Genomic DNA, 25,676 nt, shown 5'->3' with positions numbered 1-25,676 from the left:
GCATTGCGCGGCGGCCTGGGTGGCCAGTTCCACCGAGCCGCGCGACCCGGGCGGGCCGGCGGGGATGGTGCCGACCCCGGCGATGCCCACCGCGGGTGGCGGTGGCGGCTCGGTGGTCGCGGCGTCGAGCGGGGTCTTGCGGCGGCGGTGGTCCTCAGAACCGCGGCGCAGCCGATCGGGCAGGTCGTCGAAGGTATACAGCGCGGCGCCGACGGTTTGGCCGGAGCCGCTGATGCCGAAGACCGCATTGTCGCCGGACCTGATCCGGTTGCTCAGGATGTGATCCTTAAGCGCCACAAAATGTGTTGTGCTGGCGGTGTTTCCACGCTCAGCCAGGTTGTAGATGGTGTTGCCCGGGTTGGCGGACCCTTCGCCGAACATCCGGTTCACGGCGCCGACGGCGTCGTTGAGCGACGACTCCGACGTCTGGTGCATCACGATGTGGTCGGAGTGCTCCGGGCGCCAGCCGTGGCGGCGCATCACACCGGCCACGTAGGGGACCGCTGCCTTCACCGCTATCGCGGTCGCTGCAATCGAGTCGACGGTCATGATCGCGCCGCCCTCTGGCCCACCGGTCGCCTTCGCGATGCACATGGGTGCGTACCGGCTGAGCGTGGCGATGTCGATGTCGTGGAAGCCGGCGCGATTGTTGGGACCACGTTCCAGAATCACCGCGGCACCGGCGTCCCCGACGGTCAGACACGCGAGTCGCGGATCCATCGGACCCTCGATTTGTCGCTGCGCGGTCTCGCTGATGTGGGTGATGTATTCGCCGCTGACCACCATGGCGCGGCCGACCAGCCCGGTCTGCAGGAACGCGTCGGCGATGGCGATCCCGGTGAACATCCCGGCGCATGCGTTGGTGACGTCGAAAGCCAGGGCGTTGTCGAGGCCGCACTGATCCCGCAGCCGCGCCGCGGTGCTGGGCTCGAAGACGAATTTCTGGTCGGGCCCGTCGTATCGGGAGATGCTGCACGAGATCAGCAGGTCGATCTCCGCCGGCCGGTAGCTCGACCGTGACAGGCAGTCGGCCACAGCCTGGCGGGCGAGGTCGATGGAGAACTCGCCTTCGGCCGCCACCCGCCGGTGCTTGATACCGGTCAGCTTCTCCAGCGGTATGCCGATGTCGTTGACGCACCCGGCGAGCAGATCCGCGGTCGACACCGCTTTGAAAGGCAGGTATGCGCCGATGCTTTCGATCACGGTGTTGCGGGCTGGCCGCTCTGCCGCGGGCAACGGCCGCGGCTCGGTGTGCGGGCTGACGTAGGGCTCGACGACCTGCGCATCCGCGACATCCGGACTGCCTTCGAGCGGCTCGCCATACTCCGCGGCCAATTCTGCGACCGTGCCGAACAAGAACACCGACTCCGGTTTCAGCGGCAGGCCGGCCGCCTCCGCACGCACCGCGATTTCCAGGCTGTGCGTCGAGGAGCCACCGAGCGCGAAGAAGTCGTCGTGCACACCGACCCGTTCGACGCCGAGAACCTTGCACCAGATGTCGACCAAGACTTGCTCGGTCCGATTGCGGGCAGCGACGAACTCCCGCTTGCGTTCCGATGCTGCGGCGCCGGTCTCGGCAAGAGCCCGCCGGTCGACTTTCCCGCCGGAGGTACGCGGCAACTCGTTCGCCACGACGAAGTGGGCTGGGAGCATGGCCGCCGGAAGCCACTCGAGCAGAAAACGCCGAAGCTGCGCGGTGGTCGGCCCGGGCTCGGTGCCGGCCGCGACGTGGGCGGTCAGCTGGGTGTGGCCGCGCTCGTCGGTCGTGGCGACCACCACGGCTTCCGTCACATCGGGATGCCGGCTCAGCGCGACCTCGACCTCGCCGGGCTCGATCCGGACGCCGCGGATCTCGACCTGGCTATCCTGACGTCCGAGGTACTCGATGCTGCCGTCGGGTCGATAACGGGCCAGATCGCCTGTGCGATAAAGCATTCCGCCGGGGATTTCGGCGAACGGGTTGGCGATGAACCTGGTGGCTGTCACGTCAGGCTGACCGGAGTAGCCGCGGCCCACGCCGGCTCCGCCGATGTACAGCTCGCCCGGCACGCCCACCGGCACCGGCTGGAGATAGGCGTCAAGGAGGTGAATCTGGACGTTGGCGATTGGTCGCCCGATCGGGATCGACGGGCCGGGCGCGCCGCGCTTGCAGTGCGCATAAGTGGCCGTGACGGCGGATTCGGCGGGGCCGTACTCGTTCCACAGTTCGGCGTCCGTGGTGTTCAGGAAGCGCTGAGCGAGGTCGTAGGGCAGCGCCTCACCGCCGGACGTCACCCGCCGCAGCGAGACGCAGTCCCGGAAGCCGGGCTCGGCGAGCCAGGATTGCAGCATCGACGGGACGACGTGCACGATCTGGGTGATGCTCTGCTCGGCGATGGTCCGCACGAGGTAGGCGGCGTCGCGGTGCCCGTCGGGTTTCGCGATGACGAGACGCGCGCCGACGATCAACGGCAAGAAGATCTCCGCCAACGACGCATCGAAGGTCACCGGGGTGTGGTGCAGCACCCGGTCGCGAGCCTCGAGCCGATAGTTCTTCTGCATCCAGAGCAGCAGGTTGCGAAACCCGCCGTGAGTGTTGAGCACCCTCTTCGGCATGCCGGTGGAACCCGAGGTGTGGACGACGTAAGCCAGTCCGGTCGGTGGCGCAACGACCGCGGCGGCGTCCGTTTCCGACGGGGTGGCCGGCAGGTCCAGGCAGAGTCGATGACCGGCGAATCCCTTGACTAGCTGAAGGTTTCGCTCGTGTGTGACGACCACCGGTGCGCCGGAAGCCTCGATCATCGCGGCGATGCGGTTCGCGGGCTGTCCCGGGTCGAGCGGCATGAACGCGGCACCGGACTTCGCGACGCCGAGCAGTGCCACCACCAGATCTTCGCTGCGGTCCAGCAGGACAGTGACGACGCTGTCCGGTCCCACGCCGAGGCCGCGTAGCCGGCTCGCCACGTTGTCTGCGCGCCGGTCGAGTTCGGCGTAGGTCAGGTCGTGGTCGCCGAACGTCACAGCGATGTCGGCTGGACTGCGACGGGCCACCGCAGACACCATGTCGGGCATGCTGTTTGGGGTTTCGAAGCGGACGTCGGTTGCGTTCCACGCCGTCTGTCGCGAACGCTCTTCGTCGGTAGCGATCGGCAGCTTCGACAGGCCGGCGCCCGGATCGGCGACGATCCCGCGGAGCAGCGTCGTGAAGTGCTCGGCCATCCGTTCGATCGTCGCGTCGTCGAACAAGTCGGTGTTGTACTGCAGGGCGCACAGCAGCTCGCCGTCCTGTTCGCCCATCAACAGCATCAGGTCGAGCGGCGCCCCACCCTGGCCGATGTGGGTAGTCGTGAAATCCAGTGCTGCCGTGCCGGATCCCGCACCCTCTTGGAAGCGGCGGGTCTGTTCCCACGCGAACGAGACCTGGAACAGCGGCGTGTGGCTCAGATCGCGGGCGGGATCCAGCCTTTCGACGAGCAGCGCGAACGGAAAGTCTTGGTGTTCAAGCGCTTCCAGAACGGTCGTTTTGACGCGGCCCAGCAACGACGTGAAGGTCGGATCACCGCTCAGGTCAGGTCGCAGCACCACGGGGTTGGCGATGTAGCCGACCAGACTGGCAAGGCCCGGGTGGTCGCGGCACCCGAACGGCGAGCCGATCAGCAGATCGTCCTGCCCGCTGTAGCGATGCAGCAGCGTGGCGTACGCCGCGAACAGGGTCATGTACGGAGTCGCGCCCGCGCTGCGGCCGACCTCTTTGAGTTGAGCGGTGAGCGCACGGTCGACGGTGAAGCGTTGCACGGCGCCGCGGTACGTCTGAACCGCACCCCGCGGCCGGTCGACGGGCAACCGCAGCATCGGCGTCTCCCCGGCAAGCTGCTGGCTCCAATACCGCCAGAGTCGATCGCCCTCGGCTCCCTCGATGGCGCGGGTCTGCTCGACCGCGTAGTCGACGTAGCGCATCGGCGCGGGCGGCGGCGGCGATGAGCCGTGCTCCGCTGCGTACAGCTGCCGGAGCTCGTCGAGGATCACGTCGATCGACCACATATCCACGGCGATGTGATGGAGCGTCAACACGAGCAGGTGCTCGTCGGGGCCCGAGGTGATCAGGTTGAACCGCACCACCGGCCCGGTGCGGAGATCGAAGGGGCGATCGGATTCGCGCCGCAGCCAGCGCTGCGTTTCTTGGGGGTCCAACTCGAGGCGGTTGACGCGCACCGGCAGCCGGGGGTGGACCAGCTGAACCGGCTGGCCATCACGGGTGGTGTAGGTGGTCCGCAAGATGTCGTGCCGGTCGACGAGTGCCTGCGCCGCGGCCTCGAGCGCGGTCACGTCGAGTTCGCCGCGGATCTGCCCGGCGTAGGTGATCGTGTAGGCGGGGCTGCCCGCCGCGAGTTGGTACAGGAACCACAGCGAGCGCTGGCCATACGACAGTGGATGCGCCGACGCGGAGGCTTCCGCCTGTTCCATCAGCAGGCGCGCCAGCAGTACGCGTTTCTCTTCGGCGGAAAGGCCGGCGAGGTTATCCCTCATCCTGACCCTCCCTTGCCGCGAGGACGTCGCGAAGCAGCGCGTCGACGTCGTCGTCCGAGATGTCCGGGAGCCGGCCCAGGACGTCCATCCACTGCGGGTCAGCGCCATTGCCCTCGTCGACAGCTGGCACGCTTTCCGCCGCGACGGGTGGTGCCTCGGCGGTGGCGGGGGACAGCCGCTCGACGAGCCAGCCGGCCAGCCCCGTCAGGCTGGGACCGTCCAACAGGCGGACGACCGGCACCACGATGCCCAGGTCACGTTCGATCTGAGCGCGCAACTCGACCGCGACGAGCGAGTCGACCCCGAGTTGTTGCAGGGGCGATTCGACGTCCACGCGCGACGGCGCCAGACCGAGTTTGCCGGCTGCTTGTTCGCGCAGGTACGACTCGAGTTGCCGCCGACGCTCGCCGTCGTCGGCGCGCAAGAGCGCGTCGAGCAGGCTGTCGTGGCGCCCGGGGGTGTCGCCCGCCGTCGGTGCGCCGAGCAGGTCCGCAATCAGCGACGGGGTCGGTCGTTGTTCGGATCGCAGCGCCAGGTCGAAACGCAGGACGGCGACCTGGGTGGCCGACGACCGGAACAGTTTCGACAGCGTCTGGACGCCGTCGGCCACCGGGATCGGGATCATGCCGTGCCGGTTGAGGTGTCGTAGCTGTTCCGGCCTGCCCACCAGCCCGACCTCGGCCCACGGGCCCCAGTTGATGCTGAGCGCAGGCCTGCCCTCCGCCCGTCGATACCAGGCGAGTGCGTCCAGGAAGGCGTTGCCTGCGGCGTAGTGCGCCTGCCCGGGTGAACCCAACAGCGCTGCGGCAGAGGAGAAGAGCACGAAGAAGTCCAGTGCCGCATCGCGGGTGAGCGTGTGCAGATTCCAGGCGCCGTCGACTTTGGGTGCCATGACCTCGTGCAGCCGCTTGTCGTCGAGGCGGGCCAGGATGCCGTCGTCGAGGATCCCGGCCGCGTGGACTACGCCACGCAGCGGAGGCATGGTTGCGCGGATCGAGTCGAGCACCGACGCGAGCTGGTCGGTCTGGGTGACGTCGCCACGGGCGTAGACCACGTCGCTGTCGTTACCGCGCAAATCCTGGATGGCGCGCTGACCGGCCTCCGACGCCGGGCCGCGCCCGAGCAACACCAGATGCTTGGCGCCGCGCTCGACCATCCACGACGCGGCGGCCAGACCGATGCCGCCAAGCCCGCCGGTGATCAAATAGGTGGCGTCGGGTTCGAACTGTGCGGGGAGCTGTTCCCGGTGCATAGCCGGTTGCTGCCGCTCGCTCACTGAGATGACGACCTTGCCGATCTGCCTGCCTTGCGCCAGAGTTCGCAGCGCGGTGGCGGTCTTCGCGGCCGGGAAGGCGCGCACCGGCAGTGGGCGGAACGCTCCCTGTTCGATGTGGGCGACGATGTCGCGCAGCAGGGCACCCACGTAGGCCGGCCGATCGGTGATCAGCTGCGCGAGGTCGATGACGATGTAGGACGCGTTGTTCCGCAACTGCCACAGCCGAAGTCGGCCCTGCCCGTAGATATCGGCTTTCCCGATCTCCAGGAAGCGACCGTAAGGACTCAGCGCCTCGAGACTGTGCGAGATCGCCTCGCCGGCCAGCGAGTTGAGCACCACGTCCACTCCGTCGCCACCGGTTGCGGTCAGCACCTCGTTGGCGAAACCTAGTGAGCGCGAGTCGAATACATGCTCGACACCGAGCCCGTGCAGGTGATCGCGTTTCTCGGGAGTACCGGCCGTGGCGAGCACCGTCGCGTTCAGCCAGCGGGCCACTTCGACGGCAGCCAGACCGACGCCGCCGGCTGCTGAGTGGATGAGCACCCGCTCGCCGCGACGCAGCCGGGCCTGCTCGTGCAGCGCATAGTAGGCCGTCAGGTACGCGATGGGAACGGTCGCGGCTTCGGTGAAGCTGAGCTGAACCGGCTTCGGCGTGACCAGGCTGGCCGGGGTGGTGACGTAGGAGCCGATACCCTCAGCCGCCAAGGCGATGACGGCGTCTCCGACGCGCACGTCTTCGACGGCGTCACCCACGGCGCTCACGACGCCGGAGCATTCGACGCCGATCTGCGCTGGGCCGTCTTCCTGACCGGGGTATACGCCGAGGGCGCGCATCACGTCGATGAAGTTCAATCCGGTTGCGTGGACCTGGATTTCGACCTCTCCGGAGGCCGGCGAGCGACGGGCGACCACTCGGGTGTCGACGTCGTCGAGCACACCGGGTCGCGAATATTCCATCCGGAAGGCGGAGCCTGCTTCAGGCTCAGCGATGACGGCGTCGTGGTCGTCGTCCTCGAACCTTGCCAATCTGGCGACGAAGCGTCGCCTCCCCCGAAATGCCACGTCGGTGTCGGATGCGTTCGCGAGCAATTCGTCGACGACAGGCTGCAGGTCCTCGGGTTGCTCTTCGAGCGGTAGGTCGACCCGCGAGCAGCGCAGCTCCGGATGCTCATGGTCGATGCTGCGGCCCATGCCCCACAGGGGCGCCTGGGCGATCGACACGACGTCCGGATCGGCCTCGACCGGCTGGGCGCCTCGCGTCACCAGCCACAGACGCGGCGAATCCGACTGCTGCGCCGCCGTCACCGCCTGCACCAGGTGCAGCACGCTGGTCGGGCCGATGAGGCGCGCCGACTCCAGCGAGTCCATCAGACTCCACAGGTGCACCACCCCCCGCAACGGCGCATGCAGATCATCCAGAAGGCGCCGAAAGTGTTGCGGCTGAGCGGGATCCAGGCGGTAGCGGTCCGGTCCCATTGGTGCGAAGTCGACTCCAGGCTCGACGACGACGCAGGTCTGGGAGCGCTGTTCGAGCAGCTTCCGCGTGGTGTCCGCCGTGGTGCCACCGTCGCCGAAGATCAGCCAGTTTCCTGCTTCATCCGAATCCTGTTCGGATGCAGTGAGTCTCGCTGCCTCCCAGCGCGGCACGAAGAGCTCGTCACGAACGTCGGCTCGGAGGGTGCTCGGCGCGGCGTCGGAGATGCGCTTGAGGCGCAGACCGCGCACCGCCGTGAGGACCTTCCCGGAGCGGTCGAGCAGAAATACGTCGCCGCCGACGGTGTGTTGCTCGGAACCCGACCCGTTGTGCAGCCGTGCATGGCACCACACGCCGTCGGGAGACATCCGAACGACTCGCAGATCCGCGACGCCGACCGGTAGGTGGGTGTCCTGGGAGTGTCCGTTGCTGGCGGGAAGTGTGGCGGCAAGTACCTGAAAGCAGCCGTCCAGCAACGCCGCATCGATGCCGCCGGCGTCCCCTGGCGCCAGTCGAGCGATCGCTTCGCCTTCACGCCGCCAGACGTCCGTCACCTTTTGGAATGCCGGCCCGTACTCCAGACCGTGCCGCGCGAGTCGGCTGTAGAATGACGTCGCGGAAATCTTTTCAGGACAACGATTTTGGACGTCTTCGGGGGGATGCGTTGCGGTGTCGCCGTCCGGTTCGTCGCCGACCATCGCGCCGCTCGCCAACAGCGACCACCCCATAGCCCCTGTGGCAGCGGAATCCATGCTCTGCAACTCGAACGAGACGGGGCCCGAGGGCTCCCCCCGAAGAACCAACTGCACGGTGCGCGGCTGCGCGCCGTCGAGAATCAGTGACCGGTGGAAGGCGACGTCACGCGGCATCCGGCGGGGTGCCCCGAAGGCCCGCGCGGTGCCGGAGACGGCGAGCTCGAGAAGGGTGGCTCCCGGGACAACGACCGAGCCGTGCACCCGATGGTCGCTCAAGATCGGAAAAAGATCTGTGCTGATGTCGATTTCACAGAGCACCGTGTTCGGCTCTCCGGACGAGAGGATCGGTCCGCGCCACGGCGACTCGTCGGCGACGGGTCGGGCTGAGGGAGCCGCCGTGTCCAGCCAGAACCGTTCGCGCTGCCACGGATACGTGGGCGCCGAGACGAGCCGCCCGCCGCGGGGATGCAAGCGGTCCCACGCCACGGATTGCCCACTGGCGTAGAGGGCGCCGAGCGAGGCAAGCACGGTGTCGCGACCGCCCTGATCGCGGCGCATCGAGGCCATCAGTGTGGCGGTACGACCGAGGTCGTCGGCATCCTCGCTCAGCGCGCTCAACAGGATCGGGTGCGGGCTGACCTCGAGGAAGACCTCGTGGCCCTGCTCTAACAGCTGTCGCGCGGCCGGCGAGAAGCGCACCTGCGAGCAGAGGTTTTGCACCCAGTAGGCGCCGTCCAACGTCGCGCCGTCGATCGGCTCGCCGGTCACCGTGGAGTACATGGACGTCGTGGGCGCCGACGGTCTGAGGCCGGTGAGCGCCGCCGCGAGGTCGGCGCGCAATGCATTCATGCGCGGGCTGTGCGAGGCCACGTCGACATCGACCCAACGGCAGAACCTGTCGTGCCACCGAATCTCGGACATCAACTCGGACAACACATTCGAATCACCGGAGAGCACCGTCGACCGCACCGAGTTGCTCGCTGCGACCGCGATATCGCCCTCACGTCCGGCGATGAACTCGTCTGCCTCGGCGCGAGACAGCTCCGCGGAGATCATCGCCCCGCCGGGGGCCGCGCCGCGGAGCAGACGGGCTCGCGCACAGATCACCCGCGCCGCGTCATCGAGGTTGAGGGCGCCCGCGACATGCGCGGCGGCCACCTCACCCATGCTGTGCCCGATCACGGCGGCGGGTTCCACGCCCCATGACCGCCACAGCGCTACCAACGCGATCTGTATGGCGAAAATCGCCGGCTGGATCACGCCGATGTCGTCGAGGCTGTCGCCGGCCAGCAGCGCGTCGATCACCGAGGAGTCCAGGTGAGGGCGCATCGCGCGCTCGCATTCGACCAGCGCGTCCCGGAAGACCGCTTCGTCGGCATGCAATTGCTGTCCCATCCGGCGCCACTGGGATCCCTGCCCGGAGAAGACGAATACGACACCCGGTCCGGGACGGCGACGGCCGGCCGTCAACCCGGGCCGGCTCGTGCCCAGCCGGAAGTCGGCGAGCGATTCGGACATCTCGGAGGCGTCGCGACCGACTGCGGCCAGCCGATAGTCGTGGTGGTCACGATGCGCGGCGGCGGTGTAGCTGAGGTCAGCCAACGACATCCCGGCCTGCAGAGCCAGCTCGTAGCGGCCGGCCAAGGCGGACAACGCCTCCGGCGACCGGGCTGACAGTGGTAGTAACTCGACCCGACCATCCGCGTCGTGCAACGGCGCGGCCCGCACTTCGGGGGCCGCGGTCATGACGACGTGTGCGTTCGTGCCGCCGAAGCCGAACGAGCTGACGCCGGCGACTGCCCGGTGATTGCCCAGCGGCCACGGCGTGCGGGTGTCGGCCACCTTCAGCGCGAGCCGTTCGAACGGGATATGCGGATTGGGTTGCTCGAAGTGCAGACTCGCCGGGATCTCGCGATGATGTAACGCCAACGCCGTCTTGATCAGGCCGGCCATCCCGGCCGCCGCCTCTAGGTGACCGATGTTGGTCTTCACCGATCCGATCAGGCAGCGACTGTCCGGCGTGCGACCTTCGGCCAGGATCGCGCCAAGGGCGTTGGCCTCGATCGTGTCGCCCAAGGCCGTGCCCGTGCCGTGTGCCTCGACGTATTGAACGCTGCTGGGAGAGAGGCCGGCGTGACGGTAGGCCTCGGCCAGCACGGCTTCCTGAGCGTGCCGGCTGGGTGCCGTCAAACCGTTCGTCCGGCCGTCGTGATTGGTGGCGCTGCCGCGCAGCACCGCGTAGATCTGGTCGCCGTCGGTGAGCGCCCGGCTCAAGGGCTTCAAGATGACGACGCCGGCGCCTTCGCCCCGTACGTATCCATCGGCGGAGGCGTCGAACGTCTTGCAGCGTCCATCGGCCGCCATCAGCGTGGCCTTGCTGAAGTTGAGGCCCAATGCCGGGGACAGGATGACGTTCACGCCGCCGGCGATGGCCAGCGTCGATTCGCCGTCGCGAAGGCTGCGGCAGGCCAGGTGGACAGCGACGAGTGACGACGAGCATGCGGTGTCGATCGCCATGCTCGGTCCGTGCAGATTGAGCGCGTAGGACAGGCGGTTGGCGGCGATGCTCAGTGCACCGCCGGTGCCGCTGTAGGCGTCGATCAGGTCGGGCCGACCGAATTGGAGGCTTCCATAGTCGTAGGTCGAGACGCCCACGAACACGCCGGTCGGGCTTCCGGCGAGCTGCTCGGTTGGCTGGCCGGCGTCTTCCAGCGCCTCCCAGGCCACCTCCAGCAGCAGGCGCTGCTGAGGGTCGATGCGCGCGGCCTCCCGGGGCGAGATGTTGAAGAACTTGGCATCGAACTGGTCGACGTGTTCGAGGAATCCACCACGTCCGACGCCGTTGGGGTCGGGGTTCCAGCGCTCCGGCGGAATGTCGCCGACGGCGTCGCGGCCTTCGCTGAGCAGGCGCCAGAAGGCCGCCGGATCGTCGGCTCCGGGGAAACGGCAGCCGATGCCGATGACGGCGATCGGCTCGTCGGCGCGCACCGTCCGGGCATCGGCCTCGTTGACCTGCTGCTCCGCGGTGGTTCCTTCGGTCAGGTAAGCGCACAGCGCATCGATCGTCGGGTACTCGTAGGGCAGCGTGGGCGAGAGCTCTTGTCCCACCCGCTCTGCGAGCGTGGCGGTGAGCCGGACCGCGTGGACCGAGTCGAGGCCATAGTGCGCGAACGGGAGTGATGTGTCGATTTCAGTCTGGGAAAGCCCGAGCAGTTCGGAGAGCTGCGAAGCCAACCAGGCCGCCAACTCCCTGGCGTCGGACGTCGCGTGCGATGGTTCCGGATCTTCGGCGTCGGAAGCGTGTCGGGGTGCGTTCGACGACCTTGCCTGCCACTGCGCAATCGGCGGGAGGGCACCGTCGAGGAAGCGTTGCCGCGATCGATTGCGCCGAATCTTCCCACTCGACGTCGTGGGAATGGTCGACGGTTCCATGAGAACGATTGCGTGCGGCCGGATTTCGTGGTGCTCGGTCACTGCGGTGCGAATCGCGGCGAGCACCTCGTCGGTGTCGATGTCACCGGCCCGGTAGCGGTCGACTTCCTGAACGACGACAAGTTGCTCGCTGGAGTTCGAATCGAGCGTGATCGAAAAAGCGGCGCCGCGGCCGCGCAGCAGTGCGCCGTGGCTGTCCTGCACCGTGGCTTCGATGTCTTCGGGGTAGTGATTGCGGCCGCGGATGACGATGAGGTCTTTCAGGCGCCCTGACACGAATAGCTCGCCGTCCAGATGGAAGCCGAGGTCGCCGGTGCGCAGAAACGGCCCGCGCCCGGAGTCTGCGAGAAACGCGTTGAAGGTCTCCGCGGTTTCGGCCGGCTTGCTCCAATAGCCTTGGGCGACGCTGCCACCGGCGAGCCAGATCTCGCCGACCTCGTCGTCGGCACACGGCCGTCCGGTCGCCGGATCGACGATGACGGTCTCGTGGTCGGGCTGGGCCTGACCGCAGGCCACAAACGATGCCGAGTCTGGGTGTTCGGGTGCGACGGAGATGATGCGGTGAGCGCGCAACGCGTCGCTGTCCAAGTGGCGCACCACGGGCGCGGTTCGATCCGCTTTTCCGGAAACCAGCAGGGTGGATTCGGCCATGCCGTACACGGGATCGAAAGCCTCCGGCCGGAACCCGGCCGGGGCGAACGCGTCGATGAACCGTTGTAGCGTGGCGGCGCGAATCGGCTCCGCGCCACACATGGCGGTGTTCATGGTGGACAGATCCAGCGCCGCCCGTTCTTCGGGGCTGCTGAGGTCGATACACAGCTGGTAGGCAAAGTTCGGCGCCGCGGTGATGGTGCCGCCATGCTTGGCTATCGCTTCCAGCCAACGCATCGGCCGCTCGATGAATGACTCGGGCGGCATGAAATAGGACGTGGCCCCGACGTAGATGGAGGTGAGAATTCCACCGATCAGCCCCATGTCGTGGTGCAGCGGCAGCCAGAACACGCCTTTGGCGCGATCGTTTCCGTCGCCCCACGCGGTACGAATCGCTTCGACGTTGCTCAGCAGGTTGCGGTGCGTCACCACAACGCCTTTCGGCGAACCTGTCGAACCCGAGGTGTACTGCAGCATCGCGGTGTCGTCCGGGTCGATATCCGGCGGGACCCACTCATCGGCTGATGCGGCGATGTCGTCAACGGCGCACCACTGCATGGCCGGCCCGTCGGCCATGTCGTCTATCGCGCTCTGGAACTTCGCCTGGGTCTCGGCGGTGCTCACGGTGAGGCGCGCCGCGGTGTCGTGCACGATCGACGCGACGCGACCAACCACCCGGGTGCGGGCCGGCGGGTGTACCGGCACCGGCACCGTCCCGGCGTAGATGCATCCGAAGAACGCGACGATGAAGTCCAGCCCCGATGGGCATAGGACCAGTGCGCGTTCGCCGGTGGCGCCCATCTGCTGCAAAAGGGACGCGATTGCCCGGGCCCTGCTGTCGAGTTCGCCGAAAGTCAGCTGGCTGTGTTCTTCGCCACCTGGCGAATAGCGGCAGTAGTCGAAAGCGACTTTATCGCGGTAGGTTTCGGCTCTTCGCCGTACGAGATCCAGGAAAGTCTGGTCCGTCAATCGCATTCCTTTCGGCGTTCATTCTGGACGCCGAGCCGGGACCTCGACCACGAGGTGACGGCGATATCGCCGCACGAGCATCTGCGATGATTCGTTCGGTGACGCTTTTCCCACCGGGAACTGCGTCGCAATTCGCCTCGCATTTGTTCTCCAGTCATTTTGCGTAAATCTTATTTGCTGGTGAGGATGCCCGGTCAAGAAATTGTGGGAATACTCTCCCTTGCCGATTTACCAGCTCGATGGTGGCTGGACAGCACGACCGGAGCGCCGTCAGTCGGCACGGGCAAGGGGTGTTTGCGGCTCGGTCGACCGCCCGGTCGGTTGTCGACTGCGGCGAGCCTGCGGTGCTGCAGCAGCGTCCGCAGCAGAACGCGCGCCTCGAACAGCACAAACTCGGCGCCGACACAGCGGTAGACGCCGCCGCCGAACGGCAGCCACGTGTTGGTGCCCGGCCGCGTGTCCAGAAAGCGTTCGGGCCGAAAAGCGGTGGGATCAGGATGTAAGTCGTCGCGTTCGTGCATCGCCATGATCGCGATGATGATGTACGCGCCGCGCGGGATGTGCAGCCCGTTGAGGTCGAAGTCGCGCAGCGCGCGGCGCCCCGTGAGGGGTAACGCCGGCCGCAAGCGCATCGACTCGGCGATCACGGCGTCGAGGTACGTGTCCTCGTTCCGGTCGATACTCTCCTCAAGCGCCTCGAGAGTTTCGGGTTGGTGGACCAGCAGTTCAGCCACCCAACCCAGGGTGACCGCGGTGGCGGCGTAGCCGGCCAGCATCAGCCCACGCATCGAGCGTGCCAGAAACGCGTCGTCGCGCGGACGCTCGTCCTGTTGGTTGATCTCCAGGAACAAAGTCAGGCAATCGTCGGGGCGAGATCCTGTGCGCCGCCGTTCGGCAATCTCTTCGAGGACGATGGCGTCCACAGCGGCGGCGGTACGTGCGATCTGCGGGATCGCCACCCAGCTCCCGCGCAGCGCCATCGTCAGCATGCCGACGCCGAGGAAGGCCGGGCTCTCGGTAGCCGCGCAGTGGGCGAGCATTGCCCGCTCCAGGCGCTGCATCCGTTCGGGCTTGGAGACGCCGAAGATCACCGTCATCATCACGTCCAGCGACAGCTGGCCGCCGATGTCGCAGAACTCGACGCGCTCGCCGAGTGGCCACTCCGACAGCCTGCGCAGCACGATGTCGGTCATCGCCCGTTCGTAGGATTTGAGTGCCTTGCCGTGCAACGGCGGGGCCACTTTGCGCTTCTCCTCCATGTGGGCTTCGCCCTCGAGGAATATGAACGCGTCGCTGCCGAACAGCTTTTCGTGGGGAGAGAATCGGCGCATCAACTCCCCGAACGACAACGCGCCCTCCCGGTCGGCGAACACGGCCTTGGCGTCATCGGGGGATGAGGTGACGACCATCTTGGGACCCAACGGGATGTCGATCAAGAATCGCTCGCCGATGCCGCGGAGCGGCGAGCTCTGTCCGAGCGGTCTGAAAAAACGTCCGCGATCGCGCACCAGCCCACGCACTCCGACCCGCGGCAACGTGTCGATGGTGCGCGGAGAATGCTGCGGGGTCGGGTCGTGACCGGCGCCGGCAGTCATCTTCACCTCCAACTCGAGATAACGGCCTAGCGGACCCTACCCAAGCGGTGTCGAGCATCCGGGCCTCGACGCTGCGCAATGTCATCGTACTGCGGGTAGAGATCTGACTTCCCAGGCAGCAACGCCGACGACATAGTTCGAATTCCGCGGCCAATTCTCGAATGAGATAGCCACCTGATCGTCAATCGGCCATTAACCAGGCAGCATTAGGCTCGTCGGCGCCGGGTTTGTGACTGAGGAGGGTCGTGATGGCAACCACTTCAACTTCCGAAGGTCACAACGTGCAGCCGCCGCCTGGGCCGGCCGAAGCCCCGGCGAGAGCCGCACCTGCCGAACTCACCGATGAGCAGCGGGGGTGGCTGTCCGACGCGTCGCGCAGCGACATCAACGGCTGGTTGCACGTGACGATCAACGGATCACCGGCCGCGCGCGGCTTCCAGTACGGCTTCCTCGTCGCCGAGGAGTACGCGGAGTCCATCCGGGTCTACCGGGAGATGACCTACCAGGACATCGGCATGACCTACGACTTCTTTGTCGAGCGTGCCGCCGAACTGCACACGGACAAGATCCCCGACGAGTTGCGTGAGGAGATGGAAGGCGTGGCCGCTGGGCTGACCGCTGCCGGGGTGCCGGCGACGTTCAACGATGTGCTCGGCGTCAATGACTGGATGGAACTCACCGGCTACTGGTGGCCCAAGAACTCGGGCCGCTACACCGCTTTAGCGCCGACCGGCGGCGAGGGCAACCATTGCAGCGCGTTCATCGCGACTGGCAGTGCAACCGCTGACGGATCAATCGTGCTGGGCCACACCAGCTTCGCGGATTTCTGGCAGGGCCAGTTCGAGAACGTCATCCTGGACATGACGCCCGACGACGGTAACCGGATAGTCATGCAGACCGCGCCGGGCTGGATCGCCAGCATGAGCGATTTCTGGGTGACCAGTGCCGGTCTGGCGATCGCCGAGACCACAATCGGTGGCTATGACGGGTTCAAGGGCTACGACGAGACGCGGGTCCCGGAGTTCGTCCGCGCCCGCAAGGCTTCGCAATACGCCCGCGATATCGACCATTGGGTTGAGACGCTCAACACCGACAACAACGGCGGATACGCCAACTCCTGGTTGATCGGCGACGTCAAGACGGGTGAGATCGCCCGTTACGAAGAGGGCCTGCTGTACCAAAGCCTCACCCGCACAACCGATGGCTACTTCTGGGGCGACAATCAACCGCAGGATCCGCGGATCCGTAATCTGGAGTGCTTCGGGACCGGGTTCAGCGACGTGCGCACTCCTACTGGCGCGCGGGAGGTCCGCTGGCGGCAATTGCTCGGCCAATACAACGGGAGCATCGACTCCGAGGTCGGCAAGCGCATGCTGGGCGACACATTCGACACCTACCTCGGCTACATCCATCCCTCGGCCCGGACCATCTGCGCGCATTCCGATGTCGACCCCTGCCTCGACAGTGGGCTGACCCCATTCACACCGTTCGGGTCCGTGGACGGCAAGGTCGTCAGCTCGGCCGAGATCAAGGCACTGAGTCTCTGGGCCGTGAGTGGACGTGCCGACGGCACCGAATTCGACGCCGAGGAATTCCTAAGGCAGCATCCGCAATGGGATTGGCAGCGCGGCTATTTGAAAGACCGTCCGCAGCAACCGTGGACGCACGTCGAGCCGGGCAACACAAGCGGACCCTGACCGTGCGAGCCTTCAGATGCCCCAACTGCGGACAGGCGGTCGCGTTCGAGGAGCAGCAGTGCTCGACGTGCGCCTCGACGGTCGGCTTCCACTACCCGTCGTGGCAGATGGTGTGCGCACCGTCGCAAACCGTCACGGTGAACGGCAGTGGCTGGCTTCGGTGCGCGCACTGGGAGCGCGGCTGCAATTGGTTAACCGCCGACGACTCCGAATCCGGCCGCTGCTACGCCGACAGCTTCGTACGCGAAGGACCCGCGCCGGACGACATCGAGGCGATGTCCGAACTCGATTCGACCCTAAAGGCCCTGCGGCGGTTGATCTTCGAGCTGATGGACCTGGGCCTGCCGATTCAGCCGTACTACACGGACCCGCACGGACTGGCGTTCGATCTGCTATCGAGCAAGACCCTGGGCCGACCCGTGACGATCGGGCACGCCAACGGAGTGATCACCATCGACTTGGCAGAGTCGCTGGAGCTGTACCGCGAGCGTCTGCGCATCCAACTGGGTGAGCCCTATCGCACCATGCTGGGCCACTTCCGCCACGAGGTCGGCCACTACTACGAGATGCTGCTGGTGCAGGACACCCCGCTCATCGACGACGCCCGGGCGATGTTCGGCGACGATCGGCAGGACTACCAGGCCGCACTGCAGCGCCACTACCAGGGTCAGGCACCGGCGGACTGGCAAGACGACTACATCTCGGAATATGCCACCGCTCACCCCTGGGAAGACTTCGCCGAAACCTGGGCACACTATCTGCACATCACCGGAACTCTTGCCACGATTGCGGATTCGGGCCTGGTCGTCGAAGCTGATCGAGTGAAGTGGGACCTGCCCGCAAATATCGACGCCCGGGAGTCTTACGCCGACGCCACCATCGAGGACATCATGGCCGACTGGTACGTCCTGTCGGGGGTGCTCAATCGGGTCAACAACTCGATGGGCCGCGACGACCTGTACCCGTTCACCATCCACCCGCACGTCGTCGCGAAGCTTGGCTTCATCCACCGAGTCGTGACCACCGCTGCAACAGAACACGCTGCGGTGAAACAGAATTGACTACCATCTCAGCCGAGCGGATCGCTGAGGCGGTCGCCGCGGCGCACGCCAAGCACCAGAAGATCCGCAGCGGCAAGAACGCCTCTTATATACCGGCCCTGGCGGCGGTCGAGTCGCAGCTATTCGGGATCTGCGTGGTGACTGTTGACGGTCAGACGTTTTCGGCCGGCGACGCCGACTGCGAGTTCGCTCTGGAGTCGATCTCGAAGGTTTTCACGGCGGCGCTCGCAATGGAACAAGTCGGCGCGCGGGCGTTTCACCGCAAGGTGGGTGCCGATCCGACTGGCGAGGCGTTCAATTCGGTGCTCGCGCTCGAATTGCACAACGACAAGCCGAACTCGCCGATGGTCAACGCGGGGGCGATGACGGCAACCAGCCTGGTCTCGGCGACCGACGCCGACGACCGCTGGCGTCAGATCCGGCAGATCCAAGGCGATTTCGCCGGCCGTCCGATTTCGATCAGCGAAGAACTCGCCGCCTCCGAGCGGGCCACCAACTTTCACAACCGCGCGATCGCGTGGCTGTTGCTGTGCGGCGGATACATGTACTGCGACCCGATGGAGGCCTGCGACGTCTACACGCTTCAGTGCTCGACGCTGGCCACCACTGTCGACCTGGCCGTCATGGGTGCGACCCTGGCCAACGGGGGCGTCAACCCGGTCACCGGCAAGCGCGTCATCAAACAAGCCAACGTGCCGCCCGTGTTGGCCTTGATGACGATGGAGGGCCTCTACACTGCCTCCGGCGACTGGGCTTACACGGTGGGATTGCCCGCCAAGAGCGGCGTCGGAGGTGGCCTGGTCGCAGTGGCGCCCGGCAAGCTGGCGATCGCCGCCTTCTCGCCGCGGCTAGACCAGGCTGGCAACAGCGTGCGCGCGCAGGCCGCGATCACCCAGATCGCGCACACTCTCGAGCTGGGGCTTTTCAATACCTAACGTCCGCATGCAGGGCGATCTTGCGTCCCTCGACAGTATGCGTCGCTGACCTGCGACGTGCGCTGCCGCACCTGTTCGACCATCGCGGTAACTTACAATTACAAATCAACCAGAAAATGTATCGGCACTGCCCAACTATCGAGATGGTCTTGGAATGCGTTTGACGAAGTTGATCGAGCACCATGACGCTTGATTCGCGCCCCGACTACGTCCTGAAGTCGACGATCCAGAACCACACGGTGACGAGCGCGGCCAGCCCCGATGAGTGACGTCGTAAAGACCCCTTCGGGCATCCCGCTGGACCCTGTGTACGGACCGGGTGACTGCGCGCCAGACCTGCCGCCGCCCGGGGAGTACCCGTTCACCCGCGGCAACTTCGCGTCCGGCTACCGGGGCAAGACCTGGACGTTTCGCCAGTATTCGGGATTCGGCACCGCCGAGGAGTCGAACAAGCGGTACCGGTACCTATTGGGCCAGGGCGGCACCGGGCTCTCAGTCGCGCTGGACCTGCCGACACAGTGTGGCTACGACTCCGATGACGCGGAGTACGGCGAGGAGGTCGGCCGCGTCGGTGTGGCCGTCGATACGCTCGCCGATGCCGAGGTGCTCTTCGACGGCATTCCGCTGGACACGATCAGCACCAGCTTCACCATCAATGGCACCGCGGCCATCCTGCTGGCGTTCTACGTCGCTGCCGCAGAGAAGAAGGGCGTGCCTCGCGAGAAGCTCACCGGCACTATCCAAAACGACATCCTCAAGGAATACGCGTCGCGCGGTACTTGGATCTGGCCGCCGGAGCCGTCACTGCGGCTGATCGCGGACACCATCGAATTCTGTGCAGCCGAGGTGCCGAGGTTCAACGCAATCTCCGTGGCGGGCGCCCATTTTCGCGACGCCGGCGCCAACGCCGTTCAGGAGATGGCCTTTACGCTGGCTGACGGCGTGACGTATTGCGACACGGTCGTCGAACGCGGTCGGATGACCATCGACAAGTTCGCGCCGCAGATCTCGTTCTTCTTCTATACCCACGGCGACTTCTTCGAGGAAATCGCGAAGTACCGGGCAGGCCGCCGCCGCTGGGCGACCATCGTGCGCGAGCGCTACGGCGCCACCACCGACAAGGCGTCGATGTTCCGCTTCGGCTGCGTCGCGGGCGGCGCGTCGCTGTATGCACCGCAGGCGCAGAACAACCTGGTGCGCGTCGCCTACGAATCGCTGGCCGCGGTGCTCGGCGGCGTCCAGTCGATGTTCACCGCGGCGTGGGACGAGCCGTTCGCCCTTCCCAGCGAGGAATCCGCGACGCTGGCGCTGCGCACTCAGCAGATCCTCGCCTACGAAACCGGAGTGGCCAAGGTGGCGGATCCGCTCGGCGGGTCCTACTTCGTCGAGGCACTGACCGATGCCACCGAGGCCAAGATCATCGAAATCATGGATGACCTCGAAAAGCACGGCGGCATGGTGCGTTCCATCGAGGACGGCTACCTGCAGGGGCTGATCGCCGACGAAGCCTTCAAGATTCACCAAGAGGTCGAGTCGGGCGAACGCCCCGTGGTCGGCGTCAACAAGTTCGTCACCGACGAGCCGGCGCCTGACATCGACACCTACGAACTGAACGCCGAAGGCCGCGATCTGCAACTGAAGCGGCTGGCGAAGATCAAAGCCGAGCGTGACCCGATCGCCGTCAAGGAGACGCTTGCCGCACTTTCGCGGTCGGCCGAGGGCACCGACAATCTGATGCCCCGACTCATCGACTGTGCCAATGCGTACTGCTCCGTCGGTGAGTTGGTGACCACGCTCAAAGCGGTGTGGGGCGAATTCCAGCAACCGGTGGTGTTCTGATGGGAGCTCGCGTCCTGGTGGCCAAACCAGGTTTGGACGGACACGACCGCGGCGCGAAGATCGTCGCGCGCACGCTGCGCGATGCCGGATTCGAGGTGATCTACACCGGAATTCGCCAGCGCATCGAGGACATCGTTTCGATTGCGCTGCAGGAGGACGTCAAGCTTGTCGGGCTTTCGATCCTGTCGGGCGCGCATCTGGCCCTGACCGCGCGCACCGTCGACGCGCTGCGGGCCGCGGACGCCGGCGACATCGCGGTGGTCGTCGGCGGCACCATCCCGCAGGCCGACGTGCAGAAGTTGTTGGATGCCGGTGCGGCAGCGGTGTTTCCGACGGGTACGCCGCTCGACACCCTCGTCCGCGACGTACGCGCCCTGACGGACACCGGGGGAGAAGACTGATGCGGCTCGGCTGTACGCGCACGTTGGTACCCGAGGTCCTTCGGTGACCGGACCGACGAACACTCGGTCCTCGGGTCCTCTCGCCGGCATCCGGATCCTCGAGATCGGTCACATGTTGGCCGGGCCATACGCGACGATGATGCTGGCCGATCTCGGGGCCGAGGTCATCAAGATCGAACCACCGGACGGCGACATCTCGCGGCAGGTCGGGGATTCATATTTCGCCAGCCTCAACCGCGGCAAGCGCAGCATGTGCGTTGACCTGACATCCGAGGCGGGCCAGCGCGAGCTCGGTGAACTTATTTCGGGATCGCATGCGCTGCTGGCGAATTTGAAACCATCCGCCATCCGCCGATACGGCCTCACCTATGACGCGCTGCGGCGGTGGAACGACCGGATTGTCTGCGTGGCGCTCACCGGTTTTGGTCTGGAAGCGGGCGACGATCCGGCATTCGACTACGTCATCCAGGCGACTACCGGCGTCGCCGCGCTGACCGGCGATCCACTTGGACCACCCACCTTGCCGGGATACTCCGCGGCCGACAATTCCGCCGGACTTACTGCGGCCCTTGGACTGCTCGCCCAGATCGTCTCCGGCCGCGGGGGGCAGGTCGAGGTGTCACTGCGTGATGTGATGCTTTCCCAGCTGAACTATCGCGCGTCTGCCTACCTCAACGACGGCATCGAGCCCCGACGGTTACCGATGGGCGCCCACTCGTATTACGTTCCGGCGCAACTATTTCCGACTGCAGATGGATTCCTGGCACTGTTCATCACCCACGACAAATTCTGGCGGCTATTCGCCGCGGAGGCCAACATCGTGGGGCCGGCGACAATGAGGGAGCGGGCCGAACGACGCGACGAGGTGCTCGCCTTGGTCGCCAGCGCTCTGGCTACCGATACCGCCGCGAACTGGGAATCGCGGCTGCGTCCATTGGGCGTACCCGTCGCTGCTGTCCGAACGCTGCCCGAAGCGCTTGCCGACAACCCGGAGGTGGTTGTCGACGCGGGCGCATTTCGGTTGATCCGAAGCCCAATTCAGGTCGCCGGGTACGAACCCGATTACGGCGCACCACCGCGTCTCGACGAGCACGGCGGAGCTAATCTCTCAGTTTGAGATCGTTGTCGGCTGCAGGACCAACCACGGTTCGGTCATTGAGCGATACGGCCGGAAGAGGGGGTGACACGTGAACGTCGCCGATCTCATCCAGGCAGCGCTGAGCGGCTCTACCCGGGCGACGGGTCGCCTGCTGAGCCTGATCGAGGGCGATCGTCGCGACGAGGTGCTGGCCGCTCTGGACACGGCCTCCGCCCGGGTTGTCGGCATTACCGGCCCTCCGGGTGCAGGGAAGTCGACGACGATCGCTGTGCTGGTCGGCGCCTACCGCGAACGAGGAATGCGAGTCGCAGTGCTCGCGGTGGACCCGTCGTCGCCCTACAGCGGCGGCGCCATACTCGGCGATCGCATTCGGATGGCCGCCCACATCGATGACCCCGATGTGTTCATCCGCTCGATTGCAACCCGCGGTCACCTCGGCGGTCTCGCCGCCGCGGTCCCCGCGGCGGTCCAGCTGCTTGCAGCACTCTCCTACGACCTGATCGTGCTGGAAACGGTCGGTGTCGGTCAGTCAGAGATCGAGATCGCCGCCGTCGCCGATCCCACCATCGTCATCCTCAATCCCGGTGCGGGCGACGCAGTACAAGCCGCGAAGGCAGGCCTGCTCGAAGTGGCCGACATTGTGGTCGTCAACAAAGCCGACCGCGACGGCGCGAGTCAAACCGCCCGCGATCTGCGGGCCGAGACATCGGCCCCAGTCCTCACACTCGTTGCAGCACGCTCCGAGGGCGTTGCGGAGTTGCTGGACGCGATCGACGCCCACCACCGCGCCGACACGCCCGCCCGGCGGGCATCACGCGCTCGGGCACAGATCCTCTCGCTGGCGCAAACCCGCCTGCACCGGCATCCTGAACTCGCCGGTTTGGCTGCTGCCGTCGCTGACGGTCGATGCGATCCGTATACCGCCGCGGGTTTGTTGCTGATCGAGTCAGCCACCGGCGATACATCTGAATAGTTCACCGATCCACTCACCGGCTGCGATTCATGACGCGGTCCGCCGCGGCCCAATGCTCATCGGATACCCATAGCGAGGCGAAGGCTGCGACCGCGTCGTCGGCCGGCACGCCCGACATGACGCGCTTGATGTCGCCGGCGGGCCGATTCGCCAGCGCCCGTGCCAAGGAACGCCACTCGGTTTCGAACGTCGCTCTCGGCAGCACGCGATCCACCAACCCGACCTGCTCGGCTTGATCGGCAGTGAGGATGGCTCCAGTGCCCGCGAGCATCAGCGCGCGGCCGCGGCCGACGAGGGCCGTTAGCCGCTCCGCGCCACCCCAAGCCGGCATGATTCCAAGGGACACCTGGTTGAACCCGATCTTGATGTCGTCGGCGGCCACCCGGATGTCGGCAGCGACCGCGACCTCCGCTCCGCCCCCGAACGCGTGGCCGTTCAGCGCGGCGACGACGGGGGCAGGGAAATTCGCGAGCTCATCACAAAGCGACCGCATTCGCCATGCCATTGCCGACGCTTGCTCTTCGGTTCGCAACGCACTGAGCTCCTTGAGGTCTCCGCCCGAGACGAACGCCTTATCGCCCTCGCCGCGAATGACCAGGCACAGCGCGCCTTCGGCGCCGGCTATGGCCTGCTCAAGCTGGTCCATGGTGTGAAGCGCGATGGCGTTACGAGCCTCGGGGCGATTGATGGTGATGACGGCCAGCCCGTTATCGAGTTCTAGATCAACCACTCGCGTTCTCCATCTCAGGCATCGGGACTTTTCGCTTCAAGCAGCGGGTTGCGATGAGCGTATCGACGAGGTCGACGAGCCGGTCGTCCGCCTCTATGTCAGATTTCAAATGTGATATGCAACTGGCATCCTGGTTGGACCAACGCTGACCTAAAAGGATCTAGAAGTGCATTGAGATCACCAAGTTCGCGAACTAGCAGAATTCACCGAATGACCGACGCCGCACATGCCGACCAGCGTGAGCATTGGGGGATGGTCGGTCACTACACGATCGCCGGCACAGCGTGCGAGGTCGGCCCTACGGGCACTAATTTGGCGCAGTTGCTGCGTGACAACCGCGATCGCATCGCCGTCAGTGACATCGAAATCGTTGCCGGCAACCGGTATGACCCCGGGCAGCTGGATGCTTTCGTCGCGTTGGCTGATGTGCCGGACCTGGTGTGGCGCCGCACCCGGCCCGAAGACGCCGCCAATCATTTCGCCGACATGGATCAGCCTGGCGGAGCCGTGGCAGGCGGGCAGACGTTGATGGAGCTGTGGCACAGCGGCGACGGCACGTGGCGCACCCCAGCCGGCTGGACTGCCTTCTATAACTCGTTGACGGACCCGCCGGTCGATGAGCACCGTGGGGCTCTGCCATTTCGTGTCGCGCAGCTCTATGGGCTGATGGTCGAGGCGGTGCGGGGTGACGACGTGTTGGGATATGTCGCGACCGCCGGTGTGCTCGCTCACTACGTGGGCGATGCGTGCCAACCGTTACATGTTTCTCGGCTGCACCACGGGGTGCCCGGTGCCGGCGAGGACACCGTACACAGCGTGTACGAGACGACGATGCTCGACGAACATGCCGCCGAAGTGCTCGCCGGGGTCAACGCCGACCTCGCCGGTCATCCACACGGGCCGCCGCTCGTTACCGGTTCGGATGAGGCAGCCGATGCCGCAGTGGCGTTGATGCGGCGAACCATCGAAGCGATCCCTCCCGCCGATATCGTGTCGGTGTTCGCAGCTCACCCGGGTCCGGACCAAACCGCCCAGTTGTGGAACACCTTTGGCACCGCGACCATCAAGCGTCTGGCAGACGGGGCGAAATCGCTGGCGATGCTGTGGACCGCGGCCTGGCGCGAAGGCGGTGGCGAGGTGATCGACGCCGCCGAGATTCAGTCGCAGCCGGAGTCGGCACTGCAAAAGCTGTACAACACGGACAGTTTCGCTCCGAGCGTGTGGCTCAAGGACTGGAATACCTTGCCCCACCGCTAGATCTCGGGCGTGACAACTCCTGCCACAGCAGCGGGCATTACGCTCTCCGGGATCTCGCGCGTCGTGCTTCCCGAGGCGGTTTCGCGTGTCACGACGTAGGTGTAGCGGTCGGCACCGGGGTCGGCGGCGAGGGGTTCCTCGGTGTCGAGGAGCTGTTCCAGTGTTTCGCGATCGTCTGGATTCAGTGCATCACCATCGATGGCGCCGCTGGCTTTCAGGCCGGCGAAGCCGCCGCGTCGTTCGATGATGTAGCGGTTGCCCATCGCCGCGCCTACTGTCCTGACTCGGATCGACGACGCTCAGACCGCGATGTCGGGGTCGGCGATCCCAACCCGCGTCCATGCTTCGTCCACGCCACGATAGACGGTGGTATCGCGTGGGAACAGCGATTTCGCGGCGGCGCGGGTGAGCCCAGCGAACTCGCCGAAGTTCGTCGATGGTCGGGCTTTGTCGCTGGTGAGCGCGGCGTACCAGACCTTCCCGGCCTTCTCCCAGGCTTGTCCCCCGATGGTCGTCGCCGCGAGGTAGAAGGCGTGATTGGGGATGCCGCTGTTTTCATGTGGATCGCCTTGGGGAATGTAGTCACGGTAGTGCGACGGTTGCGGCGACAGGCAATGTCGCGAGCCGGGTGCGGCCAGATCGCGCAGGCACGTGTATCCCTTTTGCAGCGCGACGGGGCCGACGACACCAGGGCCGACCAACCAGTCCGCTTGTGCGACAGTCTCCTTGCGCCGCCACTGATGAAACATCGCGCCGAACGCGTCAGAGACACTCTCGTTGAGCGCACCGGGCTCGTCGGAGTAGTCCAGGCCTGCGGTGAATTGAGTGACACCGTGCGTCAACTCATGGCCGATGACGTCATCCGAGTTGGTGAAGTCGGTGAAGACTTGACCGTCGCCGTCTCCGTAGGTCATCTGAGACCCATTCCAGAAGGCGTTGTCGTAGCGCACGCCGTAGTGGATCGATGACATCAACGTCATGCCTGCATCGTCAACCGAGTTGCGGCCGAAACATTCCCGGTAGAAATCGATCACGGCGTGGGTGGTATCGAACGCGCGTTTCGCCGTCATGTCCGAACTGCCATCC

Annotated in this window: 14 protein-coding genes; 8 read left to right on the top strand and 6 right to left on the bottom strand. The window is 66.0% G+C overall.

All coding sequences use genetic code 11. From position 1 onward, the window contains the following. From WAN02_RS32975 to WAN02_RS32965, 3 genes are all read right to left on the bottom strand, one after another. Window positions 1-4,506, bottom strand: a 4,506-nt coding sequence (locus WAN02_RS32975; RefSeq protein ID WP_422269561.1) for an amino acid adenylation domain-containing protein, incomplete at its 3' end; no start/stop codon positions are given. After that, a complete protein-coding gene (locus tag WAN02_RS32970; protein WP_422269560.1) occupies window positions 4,496-13,003 on the bottom strand; it encodes an SDR family NAD(P)-dependent oxidoreductase in 8,508 nt (2,835 codons plus the stop codon). The genes WAN02_RS32975 and WAN02_RS32970, both read right to left, overlap by 11 nt. 194 nt (window positions 13,004-13,197) lie before the next feature. Then, a complete protein-coding gene (locus tag WAN02_RS32965) occupies window positions 13,198-14,598 on the bottom strand; it encodes a cytochrome P450 (RefSeq protein ID WP_422269559.1) in 1,401 nt (466 codons plus the stop codon). A 248-nt stretch (window positions 14,599-14,846) separates the two neighbouring features. On the opposite strand from WAN02_RS32965, the gene WAN02_RS32960 reads away from it, so the two are divergent. From WAN02_RS32960 to meaB, 7 genes are all read left to right on the top strand, one after another. Then, complete coding sequence (locus WAN02_RS32960; RefSeq protein WP_422269558.1) at window positions 14,847-16,295, top strand: C45 family autoproteolytic acyltransferase/hydolase; 1,449 nt, start codon at window positions 14,847-14,849, stop codon at window positions 16,293-16,295. Window positions 16,296-16,297: 2 nt separating this feature from the next. Beyond that, window positions 16,298-17,356, top strand: coding sequence for a zinc-binding metallopeptidase family protein (locus WAN02_RS32955; protein ID WP_422269557.1), 1,059 nt, complete (start codon window positions 16,298-16,300; stop codon window positions 17,354-17,356). After that, window positions 17,353-18,291: a glutaminase A gene (glsA, locus tag WAN02_RS32950; protein WP_422269556.1), complete on the top strand. Its 939-nt coding sequence runs from the start codon at window positions 17,353-17,355 to the stop codon at window positions 18,289-18,291. The genes WAN02_RS32955 and glsA overlap by 4 nt, the downstream gene beginning before the upstream one ends. Window positions 18,292-18,552: 261 nt before the next feature. Then, the gene (locus WAN02_RS32945) at window positions 18,553-20,130 is read left to right on the top strand and encodes a methylmalonyl-CoA mutase family protein (RefSeq protein ID WP_422269555.1); all 1,578 of its coding nucleotides are present in this window, start codon (window positions 18,553-18,555) and stop codon (window positions 20,128-20,130) included. Next, window positions 20,130-20,531 carry a cobalamin B12-binding domain-containing protein gene (locus tag WAN02_RS32940; protein ID WP_422269554.1) on the top strand — a complete coding sequence of 134 codons (402 nt, stop codon included), beginning with the start codon at window positions 20,130-20,132 and terminating at the stop codon, window positions 20,529-20,531. The genes WAN02_RS32945 and WAN02_RS32940 overlap by 1 nt, the downstream gene beginning before the upstream one ends. Window positions 20,532-20,574: 43 nt before the next feature. Continuing rightward, window positions 20,575-21,648, top strand: a complete 1,074-nt coding sequence (locus tag WAN02_RS32935) for a CaiB/BaiF CoA transferase family protein (protein ID WP_422269553.1) — start codon at window positions 20,575-20,577, stop codon at window positions 21,646-21,648. Between the two features lie 70 nt (window positions 21,649-21,718). Beyond that, window positions 21,719-22,603 carry a methylmalonyl Co-A mutase-associated GTPase MeaB gene (meaB, locus tag WAN02_RS32930; protein ID WP_422269552.1) on the top strand — a complete coding sequence of 295 codons (885 nt, stop codon included), beginning with the start codon at window positions 21,719-21,721 and terminating at the stop codon, window positions 22,601-22,603. A 13-nt stretch (window positions 22,604-22,616) separates the two neighbouring features. On the opposite strand, the gene WAN02_RS32925 is transcribed toward meaB, so the two are convergent. Then, window positions 22,617-23,333: an enoyl-CoA hydratase/isomerase family protein gene (locus WAN02_RS32925; RefSeq protein ID WP_422269551.1), complete on the bottom strand. Its 717-nt coding sequence runs from the start codon at window positions 23,331-23,333 to the stop codon at window positions 22,617-22,619. Window positions 23,334-23,543: 210 nt separating this feature from the next. On the opposite strand from WAN02_RS32925, the gene WAN02_RS32920 reads away from it, so the two are divergent. Beyond that, window positions 23,544-24,590, top strand: a complete 1,047-nt coding sequence (locus tag WAN02_RS32920; protein ID WP_422269550.1) for a hypothetical protein — start codon at window positions 23,544-23,546, stop codon at window positions 24,588-24,590. Here the strand turns inward: WAN02_RS32920 and WAN02_RS32915 are convergent. Together WAN02_RS32915 and WAN02_RS32910 are read right to left on the bottom strand one after the other, a co-directional pair. Beyond that, complete coding sequence (locus WAN02_RS32915) at window positions 24,587-24,853, bottom strand: protealysin inhibitor emfourin (protein ID WP_422269549.1); 267 nt, start codon at window positions 24,851-24,853, stop codon at window positions 24,587-24,589. The two genes, WAN02_RS32920 and WAN02_RS32915, sit on opposite strands and share 4 nt — an antisense overlap. A gap of 36 nt (window positions 24,854-24,889) precedes the next feature. Further along, window positions 24,890-25,676: M4 family metallopeptidase (locus WAN02_RS32910; protein ID WP_422269548.1), on the bottom strand; the 787-nt coding region annotated here is incomplete at its 5' end.

Origin of the sequence: Mycobacterium sp. (genome assembly GCF_049281135.1) — a bacterium.
GTDB lineage: Bacteria > Actinomycetota > Actinomycetes > Mycobacteriales > Mycobacteriaceae > Mycobacterium.
This window is presented reverse-complemented; position numbering and strand designations above follow the sequence as displayed.